The following is an 18,056-nucleotide window of genomic DNA, read 5'->3' on the forward strand; positions in this document are numbered from 1 at the left end:
GCGATGCTACTCGGCTTCATATTTTCGTTCCTGGCCGGGGTGCTGTCGACGCTGTCGCCATGCGTGCTGCCGCTTATCCCGGTCGTGCTCGGTGCTGCCGTCAGCCAGCATCGCTATGGCCCCATCGCGCTGGCCGCAGGACTTGCCATATCCTTCACGGCCATAGGGCTTTTCGTCGCCACGATTGGGTTCTCCATCGGGCTTGACGGCGGTGTCTTTCGCAGCGCCGCCGCAGTTCTGATGCTCGTCCTCGGCACGATATTGATCGTGCCGGCATTCCAGGCGCATATCGCGCTTGCGGCCGGCCCGGCCGGCAACTGGGTCGAGCAGCGGTTTGGCGGCTTTTCCTCCGTTGGCCTTTGGGGGCAGTTCGGCGTCGGTCTGCTGCTCGGCGCGGTGTGGAGCCCTTGCGTTGGCCCGACTCTCGGTGCCGCTTCCGTCCTTGCAGCGCAGGGCCAAGACCTTGGCCAGGTTGGGGTCACCATGGTCCTGTTTGGTCTCGGTGCTGCCGTGCCGTTGCTGATCCTCGGCCTACTGTCCCGCGAGACCTTGCTGAGTTGGCGCAGCCACATCGCCGGCGCCGGCAGCGGGCTGAAGGTCGCCTTCGGCATCCTGCTGGTGATGACCGCCGCCGCGATTCTGTCTGGGTTCGACAAGGCGTTGGAAACCGCACTCGTCAACGCTTCGCCCGAGTGGCTGACGGCGTTGACGACGCAGTTCTAACGGCTCCGCGCTGGTGGTCGCCAGATTTTCAGCTTGCCTCAGCAAGGAGAAGCAAGTTAGCGCTGCATCTGGCCCTACACGTCGCTTTCGTAACCGACTAGTCTGCTCCCATGAACCAGCACGCCAAGCTCAGGATCGGCCATTCGGCCTGTCCGCATGATTGCCCCTCAACCTGCGCACTCGAAGTCGAGCTGCTCGATAACAAGCGCATCGGCCGCGTCCATGGCGCCAAGGCCAATAGCTATACATCAGGCGTCATCTGCGCCAAGGTCGCCCGTTACGCCGACCGCGTCCATCATCCCGACCGCTTGCTGAAGCCACTGATCCGCGCCGGCGCCAAGGGCGAGGGCGCCTGGAAAGAAGCGAGCTGGGAGGCAGCACTCGACCTCGTCACCGAAAAGTTCATCGCCGCCGAGGCAAAATACGGCTCGGAGACGGTCTGGCCCTATTACTATGCCGGCACGATGGGGCTGGTGCAGCGCGACGGCATCGAGCGGCTCAGGCACGCCAAGAAATATTCCGGCTTCTTCAGTTCGATCTGCACCAACCTGGCCTGGACCGGTTGGATGATGGGTGCCGGCGCGTTGCGCGGTCCCGACCCGCGCGAGATGGCCAAGTCCGACTGCGTGGTAATCTGGGGGACCAATGCCGTGGTGACCCAGGTCAACGTCATGACCCACGCCATCAAGGCGCGCAAGGAACGCGGCGCCAGTATCGTCGTCATCGACGTCTACGACAACGCGACGATGAAACAGGCCGACCTTGGCCTGGTGCTGAAGCCCGGCACCGATGGGGCGCTGGCCTGCGCGGTGATGCATGTGCTGTTCCGGGACGACATGGCCGACCGCGCCTATCTCCAGAAATACACCGACGATCCGCATGGGCTCGAAGTGCATCTGCGGACCCGCACGCCGGAATGGGCAGCCGCGATCACCGGGCTTTCAGTCGCCGAGATCGAAGCCTTTGCCCGTCTGGTCGGCACCACGAAGAAAACCTATTTCCGCCTCGGCTACGGCTTCTCGCGCCAGCGCAACGGTTCGGTCAACATGCATGCCGCCGCCTCGATCGCAGCGGTCACCGGCTGCTGGCAATATGAGGGCGGCGGCGCCTTCCATTCCAATTCGGGCATCTTCAAGCTCAACCAGGAACTGCTGGAGGGCGCGCGGATGCGTGACCCTGCGATCCGCCATCTCGACCATTCCCGCATCGGCCCGGTGCTGACCGGGGCGGAGGATGCGCTCTATGGCGGCCCGCCGGTGACGGCGCTCCTGATCCAGAACACCAATCCGGTCAATGTTGCGCCGGAGCAGCGGCTGGTGAAGCAGGGCTTTCTGCGCGACGATCTGTTTTCCTGCGTGCACGAGCAGTTCATGACCGACACCGCAGAACTCGCCGATGTCGTGTTGCCGGCGACGATGTTTCTGGAGCATGACGACGTCTACAAGGGCGGCGGCAACCAGCACATCACGCTCGGCCCGAAGCTGATCGACCCGCCGGAAGGGCCGCGCACCAACCATTTCGTCATCGAGGAACTCGGCAAGCGGCTCGGCGTTGGCGACAGGCCGGGCTTCGGCCTGACCGAGCAGCAGCATATCGACATCATTTTGGGCAAGCGCGGCCTGGGCAGTTTTTCGAGCCTCAAGCAAGAAAAGTGGGTCGATTTGCAGCCGGATTTCGAGGCGGCGCATTTCATCAACGGCTTCGGCCACGCGGACGGAAAATTCCGCTTCCGCGCCGACTGGACCGGGCAGGCGGCGCCCAACCGGCCGCCGAAAAGTATGGGCCTGTTCGGACCGGTGGCAAGCCTGCCGGAATTTCCCGATCACGTCGACCTGATCGAGGTGGCGGATGCGGCGCATCCGTTCCGGCTGACCACCTCGCCGGCGCGCAATTTCCTCAACTCGACTTTTTCGGAGACGCCGGTGTCGAGGGCTAGGGAAGGCCGGCCGGAACTGCTTTTGCATCCGGACGACGCCGCAGCTCACGGGCTGGCCAATGGCGACCGCGTCGAGATCGGCAATGCGCGCGGTGAAGTCGTGCTGCACGCAAGACTGTTCGACGGCATCAAGCGCGGCGTCGTGGTGGCCGAAGGCATCTGGCCGAACAGCGCCCACGAGCGCGGCGAGGGCATCAACGTGCTGACCGGCGCCGACGCGCCGGCGCCCTATGGCGGTGCTGCGTTCCACGACAACAAGGTCTGGCTGCGCAAGGCGAGGTGAAGCTTCGGAACGATATGTCCGCCCAGCCGTTTTTGCGTGGCGGGTGGAGGCGCGATAATGGCAGATGTAGCGGCAGCCCCGGAGCCCATTGGAAGAACGCTTTCGTCCGGCGAACTGGTAACCACGATGTCGCACTTTCATCGCGCCGAGATTCTGCGCATGGCGGGGTGGCGCGACCGCCTGGACCGGACAAGCAATTGGGCGATAACGGTCGTCGCCGCGATGTTATCCGTCTCGCTTTCGGCGGCCAGCGCGCATCACGGCGTGCTGCTGTTTGCCATGATGCTTGTCCTGTTGCTGCTGTGGATAGAGGCGCGGCGATATCGCTTCTTCGACTTTTACAGGGCCCGCGTGCGCCAGTTCGAACGGCACTACTTCGCGCAGATATTCTCTCCGCAGCCGGACTTCGCGTCCGATTGGCTGTTGGTCGTCGGCGAAGGCCTTCGCGCTCCAAAATTCCTCATTTCGCAACGAGTGGCGTTGGCGCGCCGCCTGCGTCGAAACTACATCCACATGCTGCTGATCCTGCTGCTGGCCTGGATCCTCAAACTGTCGACTCCCAGTCTTCTAACCGAAGGTGTCCGCATCGGCTTCGTCGGTTCGGTACGCGAGGCCGCCGCCGGCGCTGCCCTGGGACCTATTCCCGGCGTGGTCATCATCGTGCTGGTCACCGCCCTCTATGCCGGGCTGCTCGTCACGGCCTTCCTGGCTGCTGGCGACGACGGCGAACTCTCCTTTGGTGAGGTGCACGTCTAGAGCATCGGACCCCAAAAGTGGGTACCGGTTTTGGGAAAATTCGATGCTCAAACAAAAAACAGAGTGGTACGATTCGACTGGAAAGTCCGCCGCTCGAGAGTGGCAACGCAACTTTCCTGTCGCGCGTTGTGGGCAGGCGCATTGGCGAGGAGTCTCATGGCTTGGCAGACGTCGACACGCTCTATCGTCCTCGCGATACTGTCTTGTGCGCTCGTCCCTGTCGCGGCGAGCTGGGCGGCGGAGACACAGACTGCTGGAACCGTGGCGTCGGGGATGGGCGGTTCGGCCGAAGGCATCTTCGTCGCTGAAATCGTTCTCCTCCTGCTTGTCGGGCGTGGCATGGGTGAAGTGTTGCAGCGGTATGGCCAGCCGGCAATCATGGGCCAGTTGATCGGCGGCATCTTGCTCGGTCCCTCGCTGTTCGGCTGGCTGTGGCCATCGGCGCAGCATCTGATTTTTCCGAGCGATCCTGAGCAGAAGGGCATGATCGACGCCGTCTCGCAGTTCGGCATCCTGATGCTGCTTTTACTGACCGGCATGGAGATGGATCTGCGGCTGGTGCGCCGGGTTGGCGCGGCCTGTTTTTCCATTTCGGCCACCGGCATCGTCCTGCCCTTCGTCTGCGGCTTCGCATTGGCGCAGGTGCTGCCCGACGCCTTGCTGCCCGACGCGACGCAACGCACCGTCGCCGGGCTGTTCCTGGGCACCGCACTGTCGATCTCGTCGGTCAAGATCGTCGCCATGGTGGTGCGCGAGATGAACTTCATGCGCCGCAACCTCGGCCAGGTGATCATCTCCTCGGCGATCATCGAGGATACGATCGGCTGGCTGATCATCGCCATAACGTTCGGCATCGCCACCAACGGCAGGTTGGAGTTCGTGCCGCTGATGACCACCGTTGCCGAAGTGGCGCTGTTTATGGTGTTCTCCTTCACCATCGGCCGCCGCCTGGTGTTCGCCTTGATCCGCTGGACCAACGATGCCTTCCGCAGCGAGTTTGCGGTGATCACCATGATCCTCATCATCATGGGAGTGATGGCGCTGATCACCAACCTGATTGGCGTCCACACCGTTCTGGGGGCTTTTGTCGCCGGCATCCTTGTCGGTGAATCACCCATCCTCTCGAGCCACATAGAGGGCCAGCTTCGCGGCGTCATCACCGCGCTGTTCATGCCGATCTTCTTCGGCATGGCCGGGCTTTCGGCCGACCTTACCGTACTTGCCGACCCGACGCTTGCCATGCTGACGGCGGCTCTCGTCGTCATCGCCAGCGTCGGCAAGTTTGGCGGCGCGTTCGTGGGCGGCAAGCTTGCCGGCATGTCATTCAAGGAAGCAACTGCCGTCGGCAGCGCGATGAACGCGCGCGGTTCGACCGAGGTGATCGTCGCCAGTATCGGCTTGTCGATGAACATCCTATCGCACAATCTCTTCACCATGATCGTCACCATGGCTGTCATCACCACGCTGGCCATGCCGCCAATGCTCCGCTGGGCGCTTGGCCGGCTGCCGATCAGCCCCGACGAGCAGCAGCGTGTCGAGCGCGAGGCGCTGGACGAATACGGTTTCGTTTCCAAGCTGGAGCGCCTGCTGGTGCTGGTCGACGACAGCAGGATCGGCAAGTTCACAGCCTATCTCGCCGGGCTGATCGGCGGGGGCAGCGGCATGCCTACCACCTTGCTTCACCTGAAAGACGGCCGGATTGACAGGCCGACTGATACCAGGGGACCGGAGCGCACTCTGAAGAAGGGTGCGGAAAGAAGCGCCCGGGTGGTGAAGCGGACCGAACACACGCTTGTCGACAAAGTGCATCTCACAGCCCGAACCGAATCGGAAGCCACCGGCGAGACCATCGCCGAAGAGGCGCAAGGGATACGGTATGCTTTTGGTCGGCCTTGACGATGTGCTGACCGCCAAAGGCGCGTTCACGCCGACCCTCAACGACATAGCCGGGGGATTCGAGGGCCCGCTTTGCCTGGTCCTGAATGGCGGCAACGCAGACGACAGGATGCCGACGCTGAAAGCCGGCGCCAGTATTCTCGTTCCCGTCAACGGCACCGAGGTGGCGCGCCGCGCCGCCGACTTTGCGCTCGCGCTGGCCCGCCCAAACCGGGCGCGGGTCAAGGTTCTCTACGTCTCGCAAGGCGCAGCCAGGGGTGACAAGCCGACATCGGTTTCGCATCGCCGGGAAGAAGCCGTCCTGAAAGATATTGCCGACCTGGCCAGCCGCTACGGCGTGCCTGTTGACACCGCGATCCACACCCACGGCACACCCGACCAGGTGATCATCAGCGAGGTGACCAAAGGTGCGGCGATCGTCGTGATGGGCGTCACCCGTCGTCCGGGCAAGGACCTGTTCTTCGGCGACACCGCCAGCGCTGTTCTGGCGACTTGCAATCGCCCGGTCGTGCTTCTGGCCAGCGGCGCATCAAGCGCGGCAACGCCGGCAATGGGCCGGCAGCCGTATGAAATCGAACCGATCGGTTCGTTTCTGTTGACGCATCGTGCAGGACGGGGTGAACGCCGGCCCGGCCAATGCGCGCGCTCCGCAGCGGCGTATTCGCATAACAATTTGAAAACAATGCAAAAAAATAAGGCTAAGGGAGCCTTTTAGCGGATTTCAACCACCCGATTCAGGGTGTGCGCGGAACATCTTCGTGATTGGAAATCGCAGCACCGCCAACCCACTTTGAGACGGTCCGAGCGACGCGAAATCCTCCCAAGGCACGCCACTTGACGGACAGAACACTAAAAATATGAAGACACTGGAGTACCTGAAATGACCAAGATTGCTCTTACCGTCGCCGCCATCTTCATTGCCACGGGCAGCGCTTTTGCCGGCAGCGACCACTATGGTTCGGACGGCGTCAACCAGCCGGCAGCGCCTGTTGCCGCTGGCCAAGCCACCAACGTCGACAACACGTTCACGGGTTCGATCCGCAAGCTGCTCCCGACAGAGCACAATGCCGTTAACACCGATGCGACGACGACGCAGTCCGGCACGGCTCAGCCCGTCGCGCCGCAATCTGGCCGGGGCAACTGGGGTCGCTAAGTCCTCAAACTCCGGAAGACAAAGAGCGGCGGGCTTGGCCCGCCGCTCTTGCTTTTGCATTCAAGTCACAACCTTAGCGCAGATCCTTCGGCCGAACGCAGTGCGTCAGCCGCGCATCGCCAAGGGCCAGCCGTGCCCAGCCGCCGTCGAAAACGAAGCGGGCAAGGCCCGCTGTCGGGAATTTTTCTTCAAGCCTTTCGAGTGCCGTGGCATCCGATCCGGCGCCGGCAAGCCGGCGTGCGAATTCCTCCAGGCCGGGATTATGGCCCAGCACCAAAAGGCTGCCTGTTGCCGCATTTGCCTGCCGCACCTTGGCGAGAATGTCTGCCGCACTGGCCTCGTAGAGCGCTTGGACAAATTTGGCCGGCGTTTGCCCCGGCAATTCCGCCGAGACCAGCCGCCATGTGTCGCGGCTGCGCAGCGCCGGCGACACCAGCGCCAGGTCAGGCAGCCAACTTTGCCTGACCAGTTCGCGCCCGACCAGCGGGGCTGTTTTCAGCCCGCGCCCGGAAAGCGGCCGGTCGAAGTCGATAAGGTTAGGATCGTCCCAGCTCGACTTGGCATGACGCAGAAGAAGGAGTTGCTTCGTTGTCGCCATGCCAGCCTCCTCCTGCTCAGGGCGTGATGCGGGCCAGATGCTCGAGGTCGGTCTCTCCGCGCCGCGGATCGGGCGCCATGACCACGGAGGTGCTGTTGTCGGCGTCGTCGGCGAAGCGGGCAAGCACGGTGCGGCCGCCTTCCATCCGCGCCTTGCCCTCGGCGACCAGCCCGAGCGCCAGCGGATAGAGCCGGTGCTCGGCCTTCAGCACGCGGGCGGCGAGCGTATCCTCATTGTCGCCGACCATCACCGGCACGGCGGCCTGGGCGATGATCGGACCGTCATCCATATCCAGCGTGACGAAATGCACCGTGCAGCCATGGATGCGTGTGCCGGCGCGCAGCGCGCGGGCATGGGTGTCGAGGCCCTTGAAGGCCGGCAGCAGGGCAGGGTGGATGTTGATCATCCGCCCCAGCCACTTCTCGACGAAACGCGCGCCGAGGATGCGCATGTAACCGGCCAGCGCCACGATCTCGGCGCCGAACGAGACAAGCGCCGCGTCGATCGCCCCGTCATGCGCTTCCTTGCTGGTGTAGTCCGACCGCGAAATCACCTTGGTGGCGATGCCGCGCGCCGCGGCGATACCGAGGCCGGCGGCATTGGCCCGGTCGGAAATGACGCCGACGATCTCGGCTGGATAGTCCGGGTTGCTGGCTGCGGCGATCAGCGCCGTCATGTTGGAGCCGCGTCCCGAGATCAGCACCACGGTGCGTTTGCGTATGCTCATAGGTCGATCGAGCCTCGATAGATGACACCGGCGTCGCGGCGAGGCACGATGCGGCCGATCGGTGTCACCGTCTCGCCGGCCTCCTGCAGCACGGCGGCGACCTGCGCGGCCTGGCCGGAGGCGACGGCGAGCATCATGCCGACGCCGCAGTTGAAGGTGCGCATCATCTCTTGCGGCGCCACGCCGCCGGTCTTCGCCAGCCATGAGAATACGGCCGGCACCTCGATAGCGTCGAGGTCGAGCTCGGCGGAAAAGTCCTTCGGCAGCACGCGCGGAATGTTCTCGGGGAAGCCGCCGCCGGTGATGTGGGCCAGCGCCTTGATGCCATGCGTGCCGCGGATCGCCTTGAGGATCGACTTGACGTAGATGCGGGTCGGCTCGAGCAGCGCTTCCGCCAATGTAGCCTCGTCGTTGAAGGGCGCCGGATCGCCCCACGCCAGGCCGCTGGTGGCGACGATGCGGCGGACCAGCGAAAAGCCATTCGAATGCACGCCCGACGAGGCCAGCCCCAACAGCACGTCGCCCTCGACGATGTCGTCGCTCGGCAGCAACTGGCCGCGTTCGGCCGCGCCCACGGCGAAGCCGGCAAGATCGTAGTCCTTGCCGTGATACATGCCGGGCATTTCCGCTGTCTCGCCGCCGATCAGCGCGCAGCCGGCCTGCCGGCAGCCCTCGGCGATGCCGCCGACGATCGAAGCGCCCTGGTCGGGGTCGAGCTTGCCGGTGGCGAAATAGTCGAGGAAGAACAATGGCTCGGCGCCCTGCACGACGATGTCGTTGACGCACATGGCGACGAGATCGATGCCGATCGTGTCGTGTTTGCCCGCATCGATGGCGATCTTCAGCTTGGTGCCGACGCCGTCATTGGCGGCGACCAGAACCGGGTCGGTGAAGCCGGCGGCCTTGAGATCGAACAGGCCGCCGAAGCCGCCGATCTCGCCATCGGCGCCCGGCCGGCGCGTCGCGCGCACCAGCGGCTTGATCTTCTCGACCATGAGATTGCCGGCATCGATGTCGACACCCGCCTCGGCATAGGTGAGCCCGTTCTTGCGCTTGCCCATCACTCGTTCCTGCTTTCCGGGGCTCTTCGCATGAACCGTCGCGCCCCGCAAGGATAACGGAGCTATGCCGATCTTTTCGACCCGACAAAAGACGACAAAAGCGTGGACAGGCAGCTTCTGCGTCGCTCCCACTTGCCGTCGCTCTCCATCTCCATCATCTATCAGCAAGACAAAAGCGACGGGACATCGCCTTGACCATCCCCAACATCATCACGATCATGCGTTTCGTGCTGGTGCCGGCCGTGGTGCTGGCCATGTTGCAGGCGCGCTGGGACTGGGCCTTTGCCGGCTTCGTCATCGCTGGCATTTCCGACGGCGTCGACGGCTTCATCGCCCGCCGTTTCAACCAGTTTTCGGCGCTTGGCGCCTATCTCGACCCGATGGCTGACAAATTGCTGCTGGTCTCGGTGTTCGTGGTGCTGGGCTTCATCGGCGAGCTGCCGCTGTGGCTGGTCGTCACCATGGTGTCGCGCGATGCGCTGATCGTCTGTGCCGTGCTTTTGTCCACCGTCATGGCCCACCCGGTCGAGATGAAGCCGCTGTTCGTGTCGAAGGCCAACACTGCCATCCAGATCGTGCTGGCGGCGGTGGTGCTGGGCGAACTGGCTCTCGCCATCGATCTTGACCCGCTCAGGCCGGTGCTCATATTGCTGTCCGGGGTCTTGACCGTGGCTTCAGCCGCGGCCTATCTCGTGGCTTGGCTGAGGCATATGAGCGGCTATGGCGAAGGCTCCACACCGGGCAACTGACCAGGATATCGACGCGGCAGCCGAGGCTGCGGCATCGGCGGTGTTTCGTCGCCAGATCCGCTTCTGGCTGATCAGCGCCATCATCCTCGCCATCTTCCTCTATGTCTTCAGCGGCATCCTGCTGCCGTTCGTCGCCGGCATGGTGCTCGCCTATTTCCTCGATCCCGTAGCCGACCGACTGGAGCGGCTCGGCCTGTCCAGGCTGATGGCGACGGTGGTCATCCTTATTGCCTTCATCGTCGTTCTGGTGCTGGCTTTCGTCATCCTCATTCCGGTGCTGGCGACGCAGATGGCCGATTTCGCCAGCAAGCTGCCGGAATACCTGACCCGGCTGCAGACCCTGATCACCAGCTTCGACCCGAGATGGCTGGAAGAGAAATTCGGCGTCGACGCCAATGGCCTGCGCGAAGGGTTGAACTCGCTGCTGACCTCCGGCTTCGGCCTCCTGACCACGGTGTTCACCTCGGTCTGGAGCTCCGGCGTGGCGCTGGTGTCGGTGGTCAGCCTGTTCGTCGTCACGCCCGTCGTCGCCTTCTACATGCTGCTCGACTGGGATCGCATGGTGGCGATCGTCGACAGCTGGGTGCCGCGCGACTATGTCCAGACCGTCAGGGCGATCGCCAAGGACATCAACACCGCCACCGCCGGCTTCGTGCGCGGCCAGGGCACGCTGTGCCTGGTGCTGGGCGCCATGTATGCCACCGGCCTGACGCTGACCGGCCTGAACTTCGGCATCCTCATCGGCCTGTTCGCCGGGCTGATCTCCTTCATTCCCTATGTCGGCTCGCTGACCGGGCTGGTGCTGGCCGTCGGCGTCGCCTTCGTTCAGTTCTGGCCGGACTGGACCATGGTCGCGGCGGTGGCCGGCGTGTTCTTCGTCGGCCAGTTCATCGAGGGCAACATCCTGCAGCCGAGGTTGGTGGGAAAAAGCGTCGGCCTGCATCCGGTGTGGCTGATGTTTGCCCTGTTTGCGTTCGGCGCGCTGTTCGGCTTCGTCGGCTTGCTGATCGCTGTGCCAGCCTCTGCCGCGGTCGCCGTTCTGGTGCGCTTTGCCATTGCCCGCTACCTCGAATCGCCGCTCTACAAGGGCCACTCCGATGAGCCGGTGCCGCCACTGCCGGCGCGCCGCGGGGGCGGCGGGCCGCGCGGTTGAGCCAGATGCCGGACAACAAGATCGACCCGCCGCGCCAACTGCCGCTCGATCTCGGCCATGGCACCGGCTATTCGCGCGACGAGCTCGTGGTCTCCGGCACCAACAGCCAGGCGGTAGCGCTGGTCGATCGCTGGCCGGACTGGCCGTCGCCGGTGGTCGTGCTCGCCGGCCCGGCCGGCTCGGGCAAGACCCATCTGGCTTCGATCTGGCGCTCCTGCGCCGGCGCGGTGGGGGTCGACGCCCGGCGTATCGGCGACTGCATGGCGAGCCTCGGCGCGCGGCCGGCCCTGATCGACGATGTCGATGCCGGCCCTGTCGACGAAGAGGGGCTGTTCCATCTGATCAACGCGGTGCGCGGGGCCGGCTCGACCTTGCTGCTGACCGCGCGGCGCTTTCCGTCCGCCTGGGGTGTCAGGCTCCCGGACCTCGCCTCGCGACTGAAGGCAGCGGCGACAGTGGAGATCCACGAGCCCGACGATCTGCTTCTGGCCGGCGTCATCACAAAACTGTTCGCAGACCGCCAGGTCGAGGTCGAGCCGAATGTCGTGCAATATCTGGTGCGCCGCATCGAACGCTCGCTGGCCACCGCGATGCGGGTAGTGGAACGGCTCGACCGCACGGCACTGGAGCGCAAGACGCCGATCACCCGGGCGCTGGCCGCCGAGACCGTCAGCGCCATGGATGAGGGGCAGGGCGAGTTCGAGATCTGATACGACAGTCTCGGCCGGTGTCCCGTTTCGGGAAATAATCCTGGCATCCGTCTTGCAGCGTCAGCCTTGCCGGCTAACCCCGGTCCTGATTGCGTATCAAATCAGGTAGTAGGCTCGCCGGGAGACGGGGCGGTTGGGGTTCTCTTCCCGGCGAGCTTACCTTCAATGAGGGGCGGTAGTCGCGCGTACGGCACTGGCAACCGCGCTCACGGACAGTCGCAATCCGCTCCGTCTTTGGCCGTTGTAATGGACCACTGAATGGTCTATTTTCACCGAAAATATTGACCACAGGATGGTCTATGAAGGAGCGGCCGATGCAGGTATCCGTTACAGACGCCAAGGGGCAGCTGACCGAACTGGTGCGTCGTGCCGAGGCGGGTGACGAAATCATCCTGACCCGTCACGGTCATGCGGCCGTGCGCTTGGTTCCTGTCAAGGCAATGCCGGACAGGAAAAGCCGCCGGGCGTTGCTGGAGGCGATGCGGGCATCCGGCGCCGCGAGGGCGAAGGCCGGGCCATCTGCCGCGCGAAGCCAGGATTTTCTCTACGGTGATGACGGCCTGCCCAAATGATCGTGGTCGATACTTCGGCGCTGATGGCGATCGTTCTTGACGAGCCGGAGGCTGACGTCTGCATCGCGGCGCTCGAGGCCGAAGACGACATCCTGATTTCCGCCGGCACCGTGGCCGAAGCGCTGATCGTCGCGGCGCGGCGCAATGTAGGCGAAGAGCTGTCCGGCCTCATTGACGGGCTTGGTTTCGAAATTGCGGCAGTGACGCCGGCCTCTGCGCGTCGCATCGCTGAGGCCTACGCAAAATGGGGTAAAGGCATTCACCCGGCCGCGCTCAATTTCGGTGACTGCTTCGCCTATGAGGTGGCCAAGGAACATGCCTCCCGCCTGCTTTATGTCGGCGACGATTTTTCGAGGACCGATATCGAAAGCGCTCTCTAAGGAAGTATGGGGTTATCTGCGCCAAATGCGCGACAAGGGTACGGGGTCGACGCTACCACCCTATGAGCTTTCCCTCGAAATGATGTCGGCAATATATTTTGACCGAGAGCCGTCCCACCCGCAGGCTGTGCATCGGCTGTCTTTGAACTGATGTTCGCAGGCGGGGTATCTATAGAGACGAAACGCGCATTCAGGGCAAAGGCTGGCCATTGCGCTGCTTTCGACGAAATATGTGCTGCCGCATTCGTCGCAAGTCGTGATTGATCGGTCAGTCATTGGCTCACCCCGCACTTCCGTTTCAGTCCGATCGCTTCACGCAGCCGTCGGGTCGTGTCGCCACCGCCGCCATAACTCAGCGCTCGCCGCCCGGCAGGGCGGCGCGTTCGACGCCAAAGCGCCTACGGTAATCGCCTGGCACCAGGCCGGTTATCCTGGCGAATACCTTGCGGAAGGAGCCTGGGTCGTCATAGCCGACATCCCAGGCGATCTGGTCGATCGACCGGATCGTCGCTTCCAGCATTTCGCGCGCCTTGCCGACGCGCAGGTGCTGGCAGTACTCGGTCGGTTTGAGGCCGGTGGCGTTTCGAAAGCGGCGCAGGAACGTCCGCTCCTCCAGGCCGGCATGCTCCGCCATCGTGGCAAGCGTCACATCGCGCGCGCCTCTCGTCTGGAGCCAATGCTGCACCTTGAGGATGGCCCCGTCGCCATGGTTCAGCCTGGGCGCAAAGGGGCTGTAGAAGCGTTGCTCGCGCCCCGGCGGATCCACCAGCATGAAACGAGCGGTGTCCATCATGACGGTCGGCCCAAGCACCCTGTCGACGAATTTCAGGCCGAGATCGGTCCAGGCCATATAGCCGCCGGCGGTGATGATGTCGCCATCGTCGATGACCAGCTTGTCGGCATCCAGCGCGATGTCGGGGAAACGCATCGCCAGCGCGTCGCGATAGGCCCAGTGCGTTGTCGCCGCGCGACCGGACAGCAGGCCGGTCTCGGCAAGTACGAAAGCGCCGGCGCAGACCGAGCCCAGAGTCGCGCCCGCCGCATGGCGGGCCTTGAGCCAGCCGGCATAGGGCGCCGCCGCCTCGCGAGCGATCGGATCCCCCAGGGTCGGAGGCAGGATAATCATGGCCGGTTCGTTGCCGGCGCTGGGCTCGCTGTCTCCGGACTCGCTGTCGAAGGTGCGGACGACGGTTCGGCTCGCGTCCTCCAACTGCCAATGGCTGACGCGAAGCCTTAGCGCGTCCGGCGACCGTTCGGCAGCCAGCCGGTTGGCCAGCTGGAAGAGATCGGTGAGGCCGAGGACGGCGGCTTCCTGAACCCCGGGATACACGACGAGCCCGATTTCGACCGGATTACGCACCGCAACCATCTGTCAGTTTTGCCTTGTCCAATGTCTGTTTTGCCAATCCACACCATGCCCCCGTTGCGATAGCTTGTCCACAGAAGGAACGAACCTTCCCCGACAGACCTCTCAACTTTTAGATCAAGGAGTTAGACGATGAGCGTGTTCACCACAAAGGACGGCACCGAGATTTTCTACAAGGATTGGGGCACGGGCCAGCCAATCGTGTTCCATCACGGCTGGCCGCTCAGTGCCGATGACTGGGACAACCAGATGCTGTTCTTCCTCGAGAAGGGCTATCGCGTGATCGCGCATGACCGGCGCGGGCACGGCCGCTCGACACAGACGGCGACCGGTAACGAGATGGACACCTATGCCGCCGATGTCGCCGCTCTGGTCGCTCACCTCGACCTCAAGAACGCCGTCCATATCGGCCACTCGACCGGCGGCGGCGAGGTGGCGCGTTACGTCGCCCGCTATGGTGGCGATGGACGCGTCGCCAAGGCGGTGCTGATCGGCGCAGTGCCGCCGATCATGGTCAAGACCGACAGCAATCCCGGCGGCCTGCCGATCGAGGTCTTCGACGGCTTCCGTGCCGCTTTGGTCGCCAACCGCGCCCAGTTCTACAGGGATGTGCCGGCTGGCCCGTTCTACGGCTTCAATCGCGAGGGCGCCAAGGTCTCGCAAGGGGCCGTCGACAATTGGTGGCGTCAGGGCATGATGGGCGGGGCCAAGGCCCATTACGACTGCATCGAGGCCTTTTCCGAGACCGACTTCACCGACGATTTGAAGAAGATCGACGTGCCCGTCCTCGTCATGCACGGCGATGACGACCAGATCGTGCCGATTGCCGACTCCGCCCTGCTTGCGGCCAAGCTCGTGAAGCATGGCACGCTCAAGGTCTACAAAGGCCTTCCGCACGGCATGTGCACCACCCACCCGGAGATCATCAATCCGGATCTCCTGGCGTTCGTCCAAGGCTGACGCTTCGGCGCTTTAAGCATGTCGCCCAAAAGTGCGCAGCGGCTTTGGGATAACGACATGCATAAAAAGGCCTAAAGTGCGTCGCATTATCTCTTCAAACGCGACGCGCTTTAGCCGGGCCGCGCGGAAAATCCGGGGCTACCCGTCTGCATGCTTCGTCGGCCGCGGACGCGGTCTGGCGCAGGTGAGCCGTAGGCACGGACGATGATTTCCGGTGAATGGATGGTCGGAGTGGAGAGATTCGAACTCCCGACCCTCTGGTCCCAAACCAGATGCGCTACCAGGCTGCGCTACACTCCGAGTCCTTGCGGGCTATAGGGTTCCGGGCTTTGGAAGGCAACCCCTTAAACGACGAAACCAGCACAAACCCGGCTCAAGCCGAGAGCGGAACGCCGTACCGGTGTCTTGCGTCACGGTCTTGACGATCCATTGACTGAGATCATTTGAGTCGGGGAATTTTTCAGCCGTTGGATGTCCGCATGCGTGTGGCTCGTCTTGCTTGTCTCAATGGATTATCGCTGGTCCGTCCAATGGATTCTTGACTTCATCCCGTCAAATTGGTCCGATGTCATCGCAACTGGAGAAAATCTGTGATCTCGCCAAGCATATTTTCTGTATCCGCCTCGGCCATTATTTTGGCTGGTTGCACCACTATGAGTTCTGGGACTTGGAATAATTTGCACGAGAAGATGCGCGATAGCCCGCAAACAAGACACAGGCTTATCGCCGACTGCATAGCGCGCCAGCGCGGGTTGAACTCGCACCAGAAAGTGGCGCACGCAAAGCTCGTCAATCGAAATGTCGCCAACTATGCCCCCACCTACTGCCGCCGCTTTCTCGGCGGCATCGCTTCGGGCCGAATTACCTATGACGACTATCTGAAGCTGGACTCACCAAATGCCGATCATAGCAAAGTGCTCAAGCTGATGGCGGGGAGTTGATTTTCCGCCACGCACTACCGTCACACTACCATCGTCGGTTGCCCGCCGTGCCAAAAGCCGCGGCGAGCATCGGCCTTGCCGCCGGCGGCATTGCGAAGTAATGACGGGAGTAAAGCGGCGGGTGCCGCCTGCACGTAGCAACGAGGTGTCCATGTCCGCGCGCATTTTCAGCCCAGCCAAAACCGCGATGCAGTCCGGTAAGGCCAAGACCGGTCACTGGGTGCTCGAATTCGATCCCGAGATGCGCAAGAAGATCGATCCGCTGATGGGCTACACCACCTCGGGCGACATGCGCAGCCAGATCAGGCTGACCTTCGACACTCGGGAAGAGGCGGTGGCCTACGCCGAGAAAGAGGGGCTGGCCTTCCGTGTCGAGGAGCCGAAGGAAACCAAGCGCCGCCAGATTTCCTATGCGGAGAATTTCCGCTATGACCGCAGGACGCCCTGGACACATTGACCGGCAACGCCGGGAGCTGATTCCGGCGCATGGTTTCAGCCGGCCCCTGGGGCCGGCGCAGCGGTCCCGTAGCTCAGCTGGATAGAGCACCGGCCTTCTAAGCCGATGGTCACAGGTTCGAATCCTGTCGGGATCGCCAGTAATTCAATTGTCCGGCCCGGAGACATAGGTTACGGTTCGTACCGGAGACATGGCGCGTGAATCCGTGTCTTTTTTCAGGTATCACCAATCGCCCGGACGCCTCGGCAAACAGGATTCGCCGATGTCGCGGGCACCTCCTGTGCTTGCGCTCATTCCATGTCCGCAGCGAGGAGGGCGTTGGCGGATACGCCAATGGCGGGGCAGGGCGGATCTGAACGGGGCTTTCCACGAATGACAGCGATGGGTGCGGCGGCGCTGCTGATCCTGATCCTGACCTATGCCGGCGTCGCCATCGGCAGGATCCCCGGGCTGCGCCTCGACCGGGCAGGCATTGCGTTGCTCGGCGGTGCGGCGATGATCGCCATCGGCGCGCTCAGCCTGGAGGACGCCTACAGCGCCATCAACTTCGACACCATCACGCTTTTGCTCGGCATGATGATCGTCGTCGCGCATCTGAAAGTGTCAGGCGCCTTCCGTGCGCTCGGCGCCGTCGCCATCGAGCACGCGCACGCGCCGTTCATGCTGCTGGTGATGGTGACGCTCTTGACCGGCGTGCTGTCGGCCTTCCTGGTCAACGACGCGATCTGCCTGGTCATGGCGCCGATCGTCGTCCACGTCACCCGCGTCATCAACCGCAACCCGGTTCCTTATCTGATCGCCACCGCCACGGCGTCGAATTGCGGCAGCGTCGCCACCATCACCGGCAATCCGCAGAACATGGTCATCGGCGCGCTGTCGGGGATTTCCTATCCGGCCTTCTCGGCAGCTCTGGCGCCGGTCGCGCTGTTCGGCCTCGTCGCCGTCATCGTCATCGTGCGCATCGTCTACCGCGCCGAATTCGCGCGCAAGGCCGAGCTCAGCCCCGAAGTCTATCGCGGCCGCATGCTGCCGGGCCAGGTGCTGAAGGCGGTGGTCGTCTGCATCGGGCTGGCGATCGCCTTCTTCGCCGGCGTCCCGGTCGCCAAGGCAGCGCTCATCGGCGGCGCCATTCTTCTGGTGACCCGCGCCATCAAGCCGGCGCGCATCTACCGCGAGATCGACGGGCCGCTGCTGTTCATGTTCGCCGGCCTGTTCATCGTCGTCGCCGGGGCCGAGAAGACGTTGCTCACCCCCGACATCGTCGCCTCGGCAAAAGACCTTGCACTGGACGATGTCTGGCGGCTGTCCGGCTTCACTGCGGTGCTGTCCAACATCATGAGCAACGTTCCGGCCGTGCTGGCGCTGCGGCCATTCATACCCGGCCTGGAGAACCCCGAGCGCGCCTGGCTGGTGGTCGCGATGAGCTCGACGCTGGCCGGCAATTTCACGCTGCTCGGCTCGGTCGCCAATTTGATTGTCGCTGAGCAGGCGCGCTCCGCCGGCAAGGCGCTGTCTTTCGGAGCCTTCTTCAAGGTCGGCCTGCCCCTGACGCTGGTGACGCTGCTTGCTGGAACGGCGTGGCTGGCGCTTGGGTTCTGAACGGCCTTTGGGGGCCGCCAAGCCATCAGGCGACAC

19 protein-coding genes and 2 tRNA genes are annotated in these 18,056 nt (G+C 63.6%); 16 read left to right on the forward strand and 5 right to left on the reverse strand.

Going from position 1 to position 18,056, the window contains the following annotated elements; all coding sequences use genetic code 11:
• Positions 1-3 precede the first annotated feature (3 nt).
• The 6 genes from EJ066_RS19375 to EJ066_RS19395 all read left to right on the forward strand — a co-directional run bounded on the left by EJ066_RS19375 (position 4) and on the right by EJ066_RS19395 (position 6,747).
• Positions 4-723 carry a cytochrome c biogenesis CcdA family protein gene (locus tag EJ066_RS19375; RefSeq protein ID WP_126043971.1) on the forward strand — a complete coding sequence of 240 codons (720 nt, stop codon included), beginning with the start codon at positions 4-6 and terminating at the stop codon, positions 721-723.
• Between the two features lie 110 nt (positions 724-833).
• Positions 834-2,942, forward strand: coding sequence for a molybdopterin oxidoreductase family protein (locus tag EJ066_RS19380; protein WP_126040709.1), 2,109 nt, complete (start codon positions 834-836; stop codon positions 2,940-2,942).
• Between the two features lie 57 nt (positions 2,943-2,999).
• Positions 3,000-3,698 carry a DUF2270 domain-containing protein gene (locus tag EJ066_RS19385; RefSeq protein ID WP_126040711.1) on the forward strand — a complete coding sequence of 233 codons (699 nt, stop codon included), beginning with the start codon at positions 3,000-3,002 and terminating at the stop codon, positions 3,696-3,698.
• A 273-nt stretch (positions 3,699-3,971) separates the two neighbouring features.
• The gene (locus EJ066_RS19390) at positions 3,972-5,594 is read left to right on the forward strand and encodes a cation:proton antiporter (RefSeq protein ID WP_245454943.1); all 1,623 of its coding nucleotides are present in this window, start codon (positions 3,972-3,974) and stop codon (positions 5,592-5,594) included.
• Positions 5,575-6,309 carry a universal stress protein gene (locus tag EJ066_RS32135; RefSeq protein ID WP_245454944.1) on the forward strand — a complete coding sequence of 245 codons (735 nt, stop codon included), beginning with the start codon at positions 5,575-5,577 and terminating at the stop codon, positions 6,307-6,309. Before EJ066_RS19390 ends, EJ066_RS32135 begins: the two co-directional genes overlap by 20 nt.
• Before the next feature lie 165 nt (positions 6,310-6,474).
• Positions 6,475-6,747 (forward strand): DUF680 domain-containing protein, encoded by a 273-nt coding sequence (locus EJ066_RS19395; protein ID WP_126040713.1) that lies wholly within the window; start codon positions 6,475-6,477, stop codon positions 6,745-6,747.
• Positions 6,748-6,820: 73 nt separating this feature from the next.
• Here EJ066_RS19395 and EJ066_RS19400 read toward each other — a convergent pair whose 3' ends face one another.
• Genes EJ066_RS19400 through purM form a run of 3 tightly spaced genes read right to left on the reverse strand, consistent with a single transcriptional unit; the run spans position 6,821 to position 9,133 of the window.
• Entirely contained in the window at positions 6,821-7,345 is a 525-nt protein-coding gene (locus EJ066_RS19400; RefSeq protein WP_126040716.1) for a histidine phosphatase family protein, read from the reverse strand.
• A gap of 16 nt (positions 7,346-7,361) precedes the next feature.
• Complete coding sequence (gene purN / locus EJ066_RS19405) at positions 7,362-8,072, reverse strand: phosphoribosylglycinamide formyltransferase (protein WP_126040718.1); 711 nt, start codon at positions 8,070-8,072, stop codon at positions 7,362-7,364.
• On the reverse strand, positions 8,069-9,133 hold the full coding sequence (gene purM / locus EJ066_RS19410; RefSeq protein ID WP_126040720.1) for a phosphoribosylformylglycinamidine cyclo-ligase: 1,065 nt from the start codon (positions 9,131-9,133) through the stop codon (positions 8,069-8,071). The genes purN and purM overlap by 4 nt, the downstream gene beginning before the upstream one ends.
• Before the next feature lie 191 nt (positions 9,134-9,324).
• Here purM and EJ066_RS19415 point away from each other — a divergent pair, with 191 nt between their 5' ends.
• From EJ066_RS19415 to EJ066_RS19435, 5 genes are all read left to right on the forward strand, one after another.
• Positions 9,325-9,882, forward strand: coding sequence for a CDP-alcohol phosphatidyltransferase family protein (locus EJ066_RS19415; RefSeq protein ID WP_126040722.1), 558 nt, complete (start codon positions 9,325-9,327; stop codon positions 9,880-9,882).
• On the forward strand, positions 9,854-11,035 hold the full coding sequence (locus EJ066_RS19420) for an AI-2E family transporter (RefSeq protein WP_126040724.1): 1,182 nt from the start codon (positions 9,854-9,856) through the stop codon (positions 11,033-11,035). The genes EJ066_RS19415 and EJ066_RS19420 overlap by 29 nt, the downstream gene beginning before the upstream one ends.
• 5 nt (positions 11,036-11,040) lie before the next feature.
• Entirely contained in the window at positions 11,041-11,745 is a 705-nt protein-coding gene (hdaA, locus tag EJ066_RS19425; RefSeq protein WP_126040726.1) for a DnaA regulatory inactivator HdaA, read from the forward strand.
• Between the two features lie 314 nt (positions 11,746-12,059).
• On the forward strand, positions 12,060-12,317 hold the full coding sequence (locus EJ066_RS19430; protein ID WP_126043972.1) for a type II toxin-antitoxin system prevent-host-death family antitoxin: 258 nt from the start codon (positions 12,060-12,062) through the stop codon (positions 12,315-12,317).
• Positions 12,314-12,697, forward strand: coding sequence for a type II toxin-antitoxin system VapC family toxin (locus EJ066_RS19435; protein ID WP_126040728.1), 384 nt, complete (start codon positions 12,314-12,316; stop codon positions 12,695-12,697). Before EJ066_RS19430 ends, EJ066_RS19435 begins: the two co-directional genes overlap by 4 nt.
• A 352-nt stretch (positions 12,698-13,049) precedes the next feature.
• Here EJ066_RS19435 and EJ066_RS19445 read toward each other — a convergent pair whose 3' ends face one another.
• The gene (locus EJ066_RS19445; protein ID WP_126040732.1) at positions 13,050-14,066 is read right to left on the reverse strand and encodes a GlxA family transcriptional regulator; all 1,017 of its coding nucleotides are present in this window, start codon (positions 14,064-14,066) and stop codon (positions 13,050-13,052) included.
• Positions 14,067-14,195: 129 nt separating this feature from the next.
• Between EJ066_RS19445 and EJ066_RS19450 the strand changes: the two genes are divergently transcribed.
• A complete protein-coding gene (locus EJ066_RS19450; RefSeq protein WP_126040734.1) occupies positions 14,196-15,023 on the forward strand; it encodes an alpha/beta hydrolase in 828 nt (275 codons plus the stop codon).
• Positions 15,024-15,246: 223 nt separating this feature from the next.
• On the opposite strand, the gene EJ066_RS19455 is transcribed toward EJ066_RS19450, so the two are convergent.
• Positions 15,247-15,323 (reverse strand) — tRNA-Pro (locus EJ066_RS19455).
• 290 nt (positions 15,324-15,613) lie between these two features.
• Between EJ066_RS19455 and EJ066_RS19460 the strand changes: the two genes are divergently transcribed.
• The 4 genes from EJ066_RS19460 to EJ066_RS19475 all read left to right on the forward strand — a co-directional run bounded on the left by EJ066_RS19460 (position 15,614) and on the right by EJ066_RS19475 (position 18,020).
• Positions 15,614-15,964 (forward strand): hypothetical protein, encoded by a 351-nt coding sequence (locus EJ066_RS19460; protein ID WP_126040736.1) that lies wholly within the window; start codon positions 15,614-15,616, stop codon positions 15,962-15,964.
• Positions 15,965-16,115: 151 nt separating this feature from the next.
• Entirely contained in the window at positions 16,116-16,421 is a 306-nt protein-coding gene (locus tag EJ066_RS19465) for an ETC complex I subunit (protein WP_015318428.1), read from the forward strand.
• 62 nt (positions 16,422-16,483) lie between these two features.
• Positions 16,484-16,560, forward strand: a tRNA-Arg gene (locus EJ066_RS19470).
• Between the two features lie 233 nt (positions 16,561-16,793).
• Entirely contained in the window at positions 16,794-18,020 is a 1,227-nt protein-coding gene (locus tag EJ066_RS19475; RefSeq protein ID WP_126040738.1) for an anion transporter, read from the forward strand.
• The last annotated feature ends 36 nt before the right edge of the window (positions 18,021-18,056 follow it).

The sequence above is a fragment of the Mesorhizobium sp. M9A.F.Ca.ET.002.03.1.2 genome (assembly GCF_003952365.1).
Taxonomy (GTDB): domain Bacteria; phylum Pseudomonadota; class Alphaproteobacteria; order Rhizobiales; family Rhizobiaceae; genus Mesorhizobium.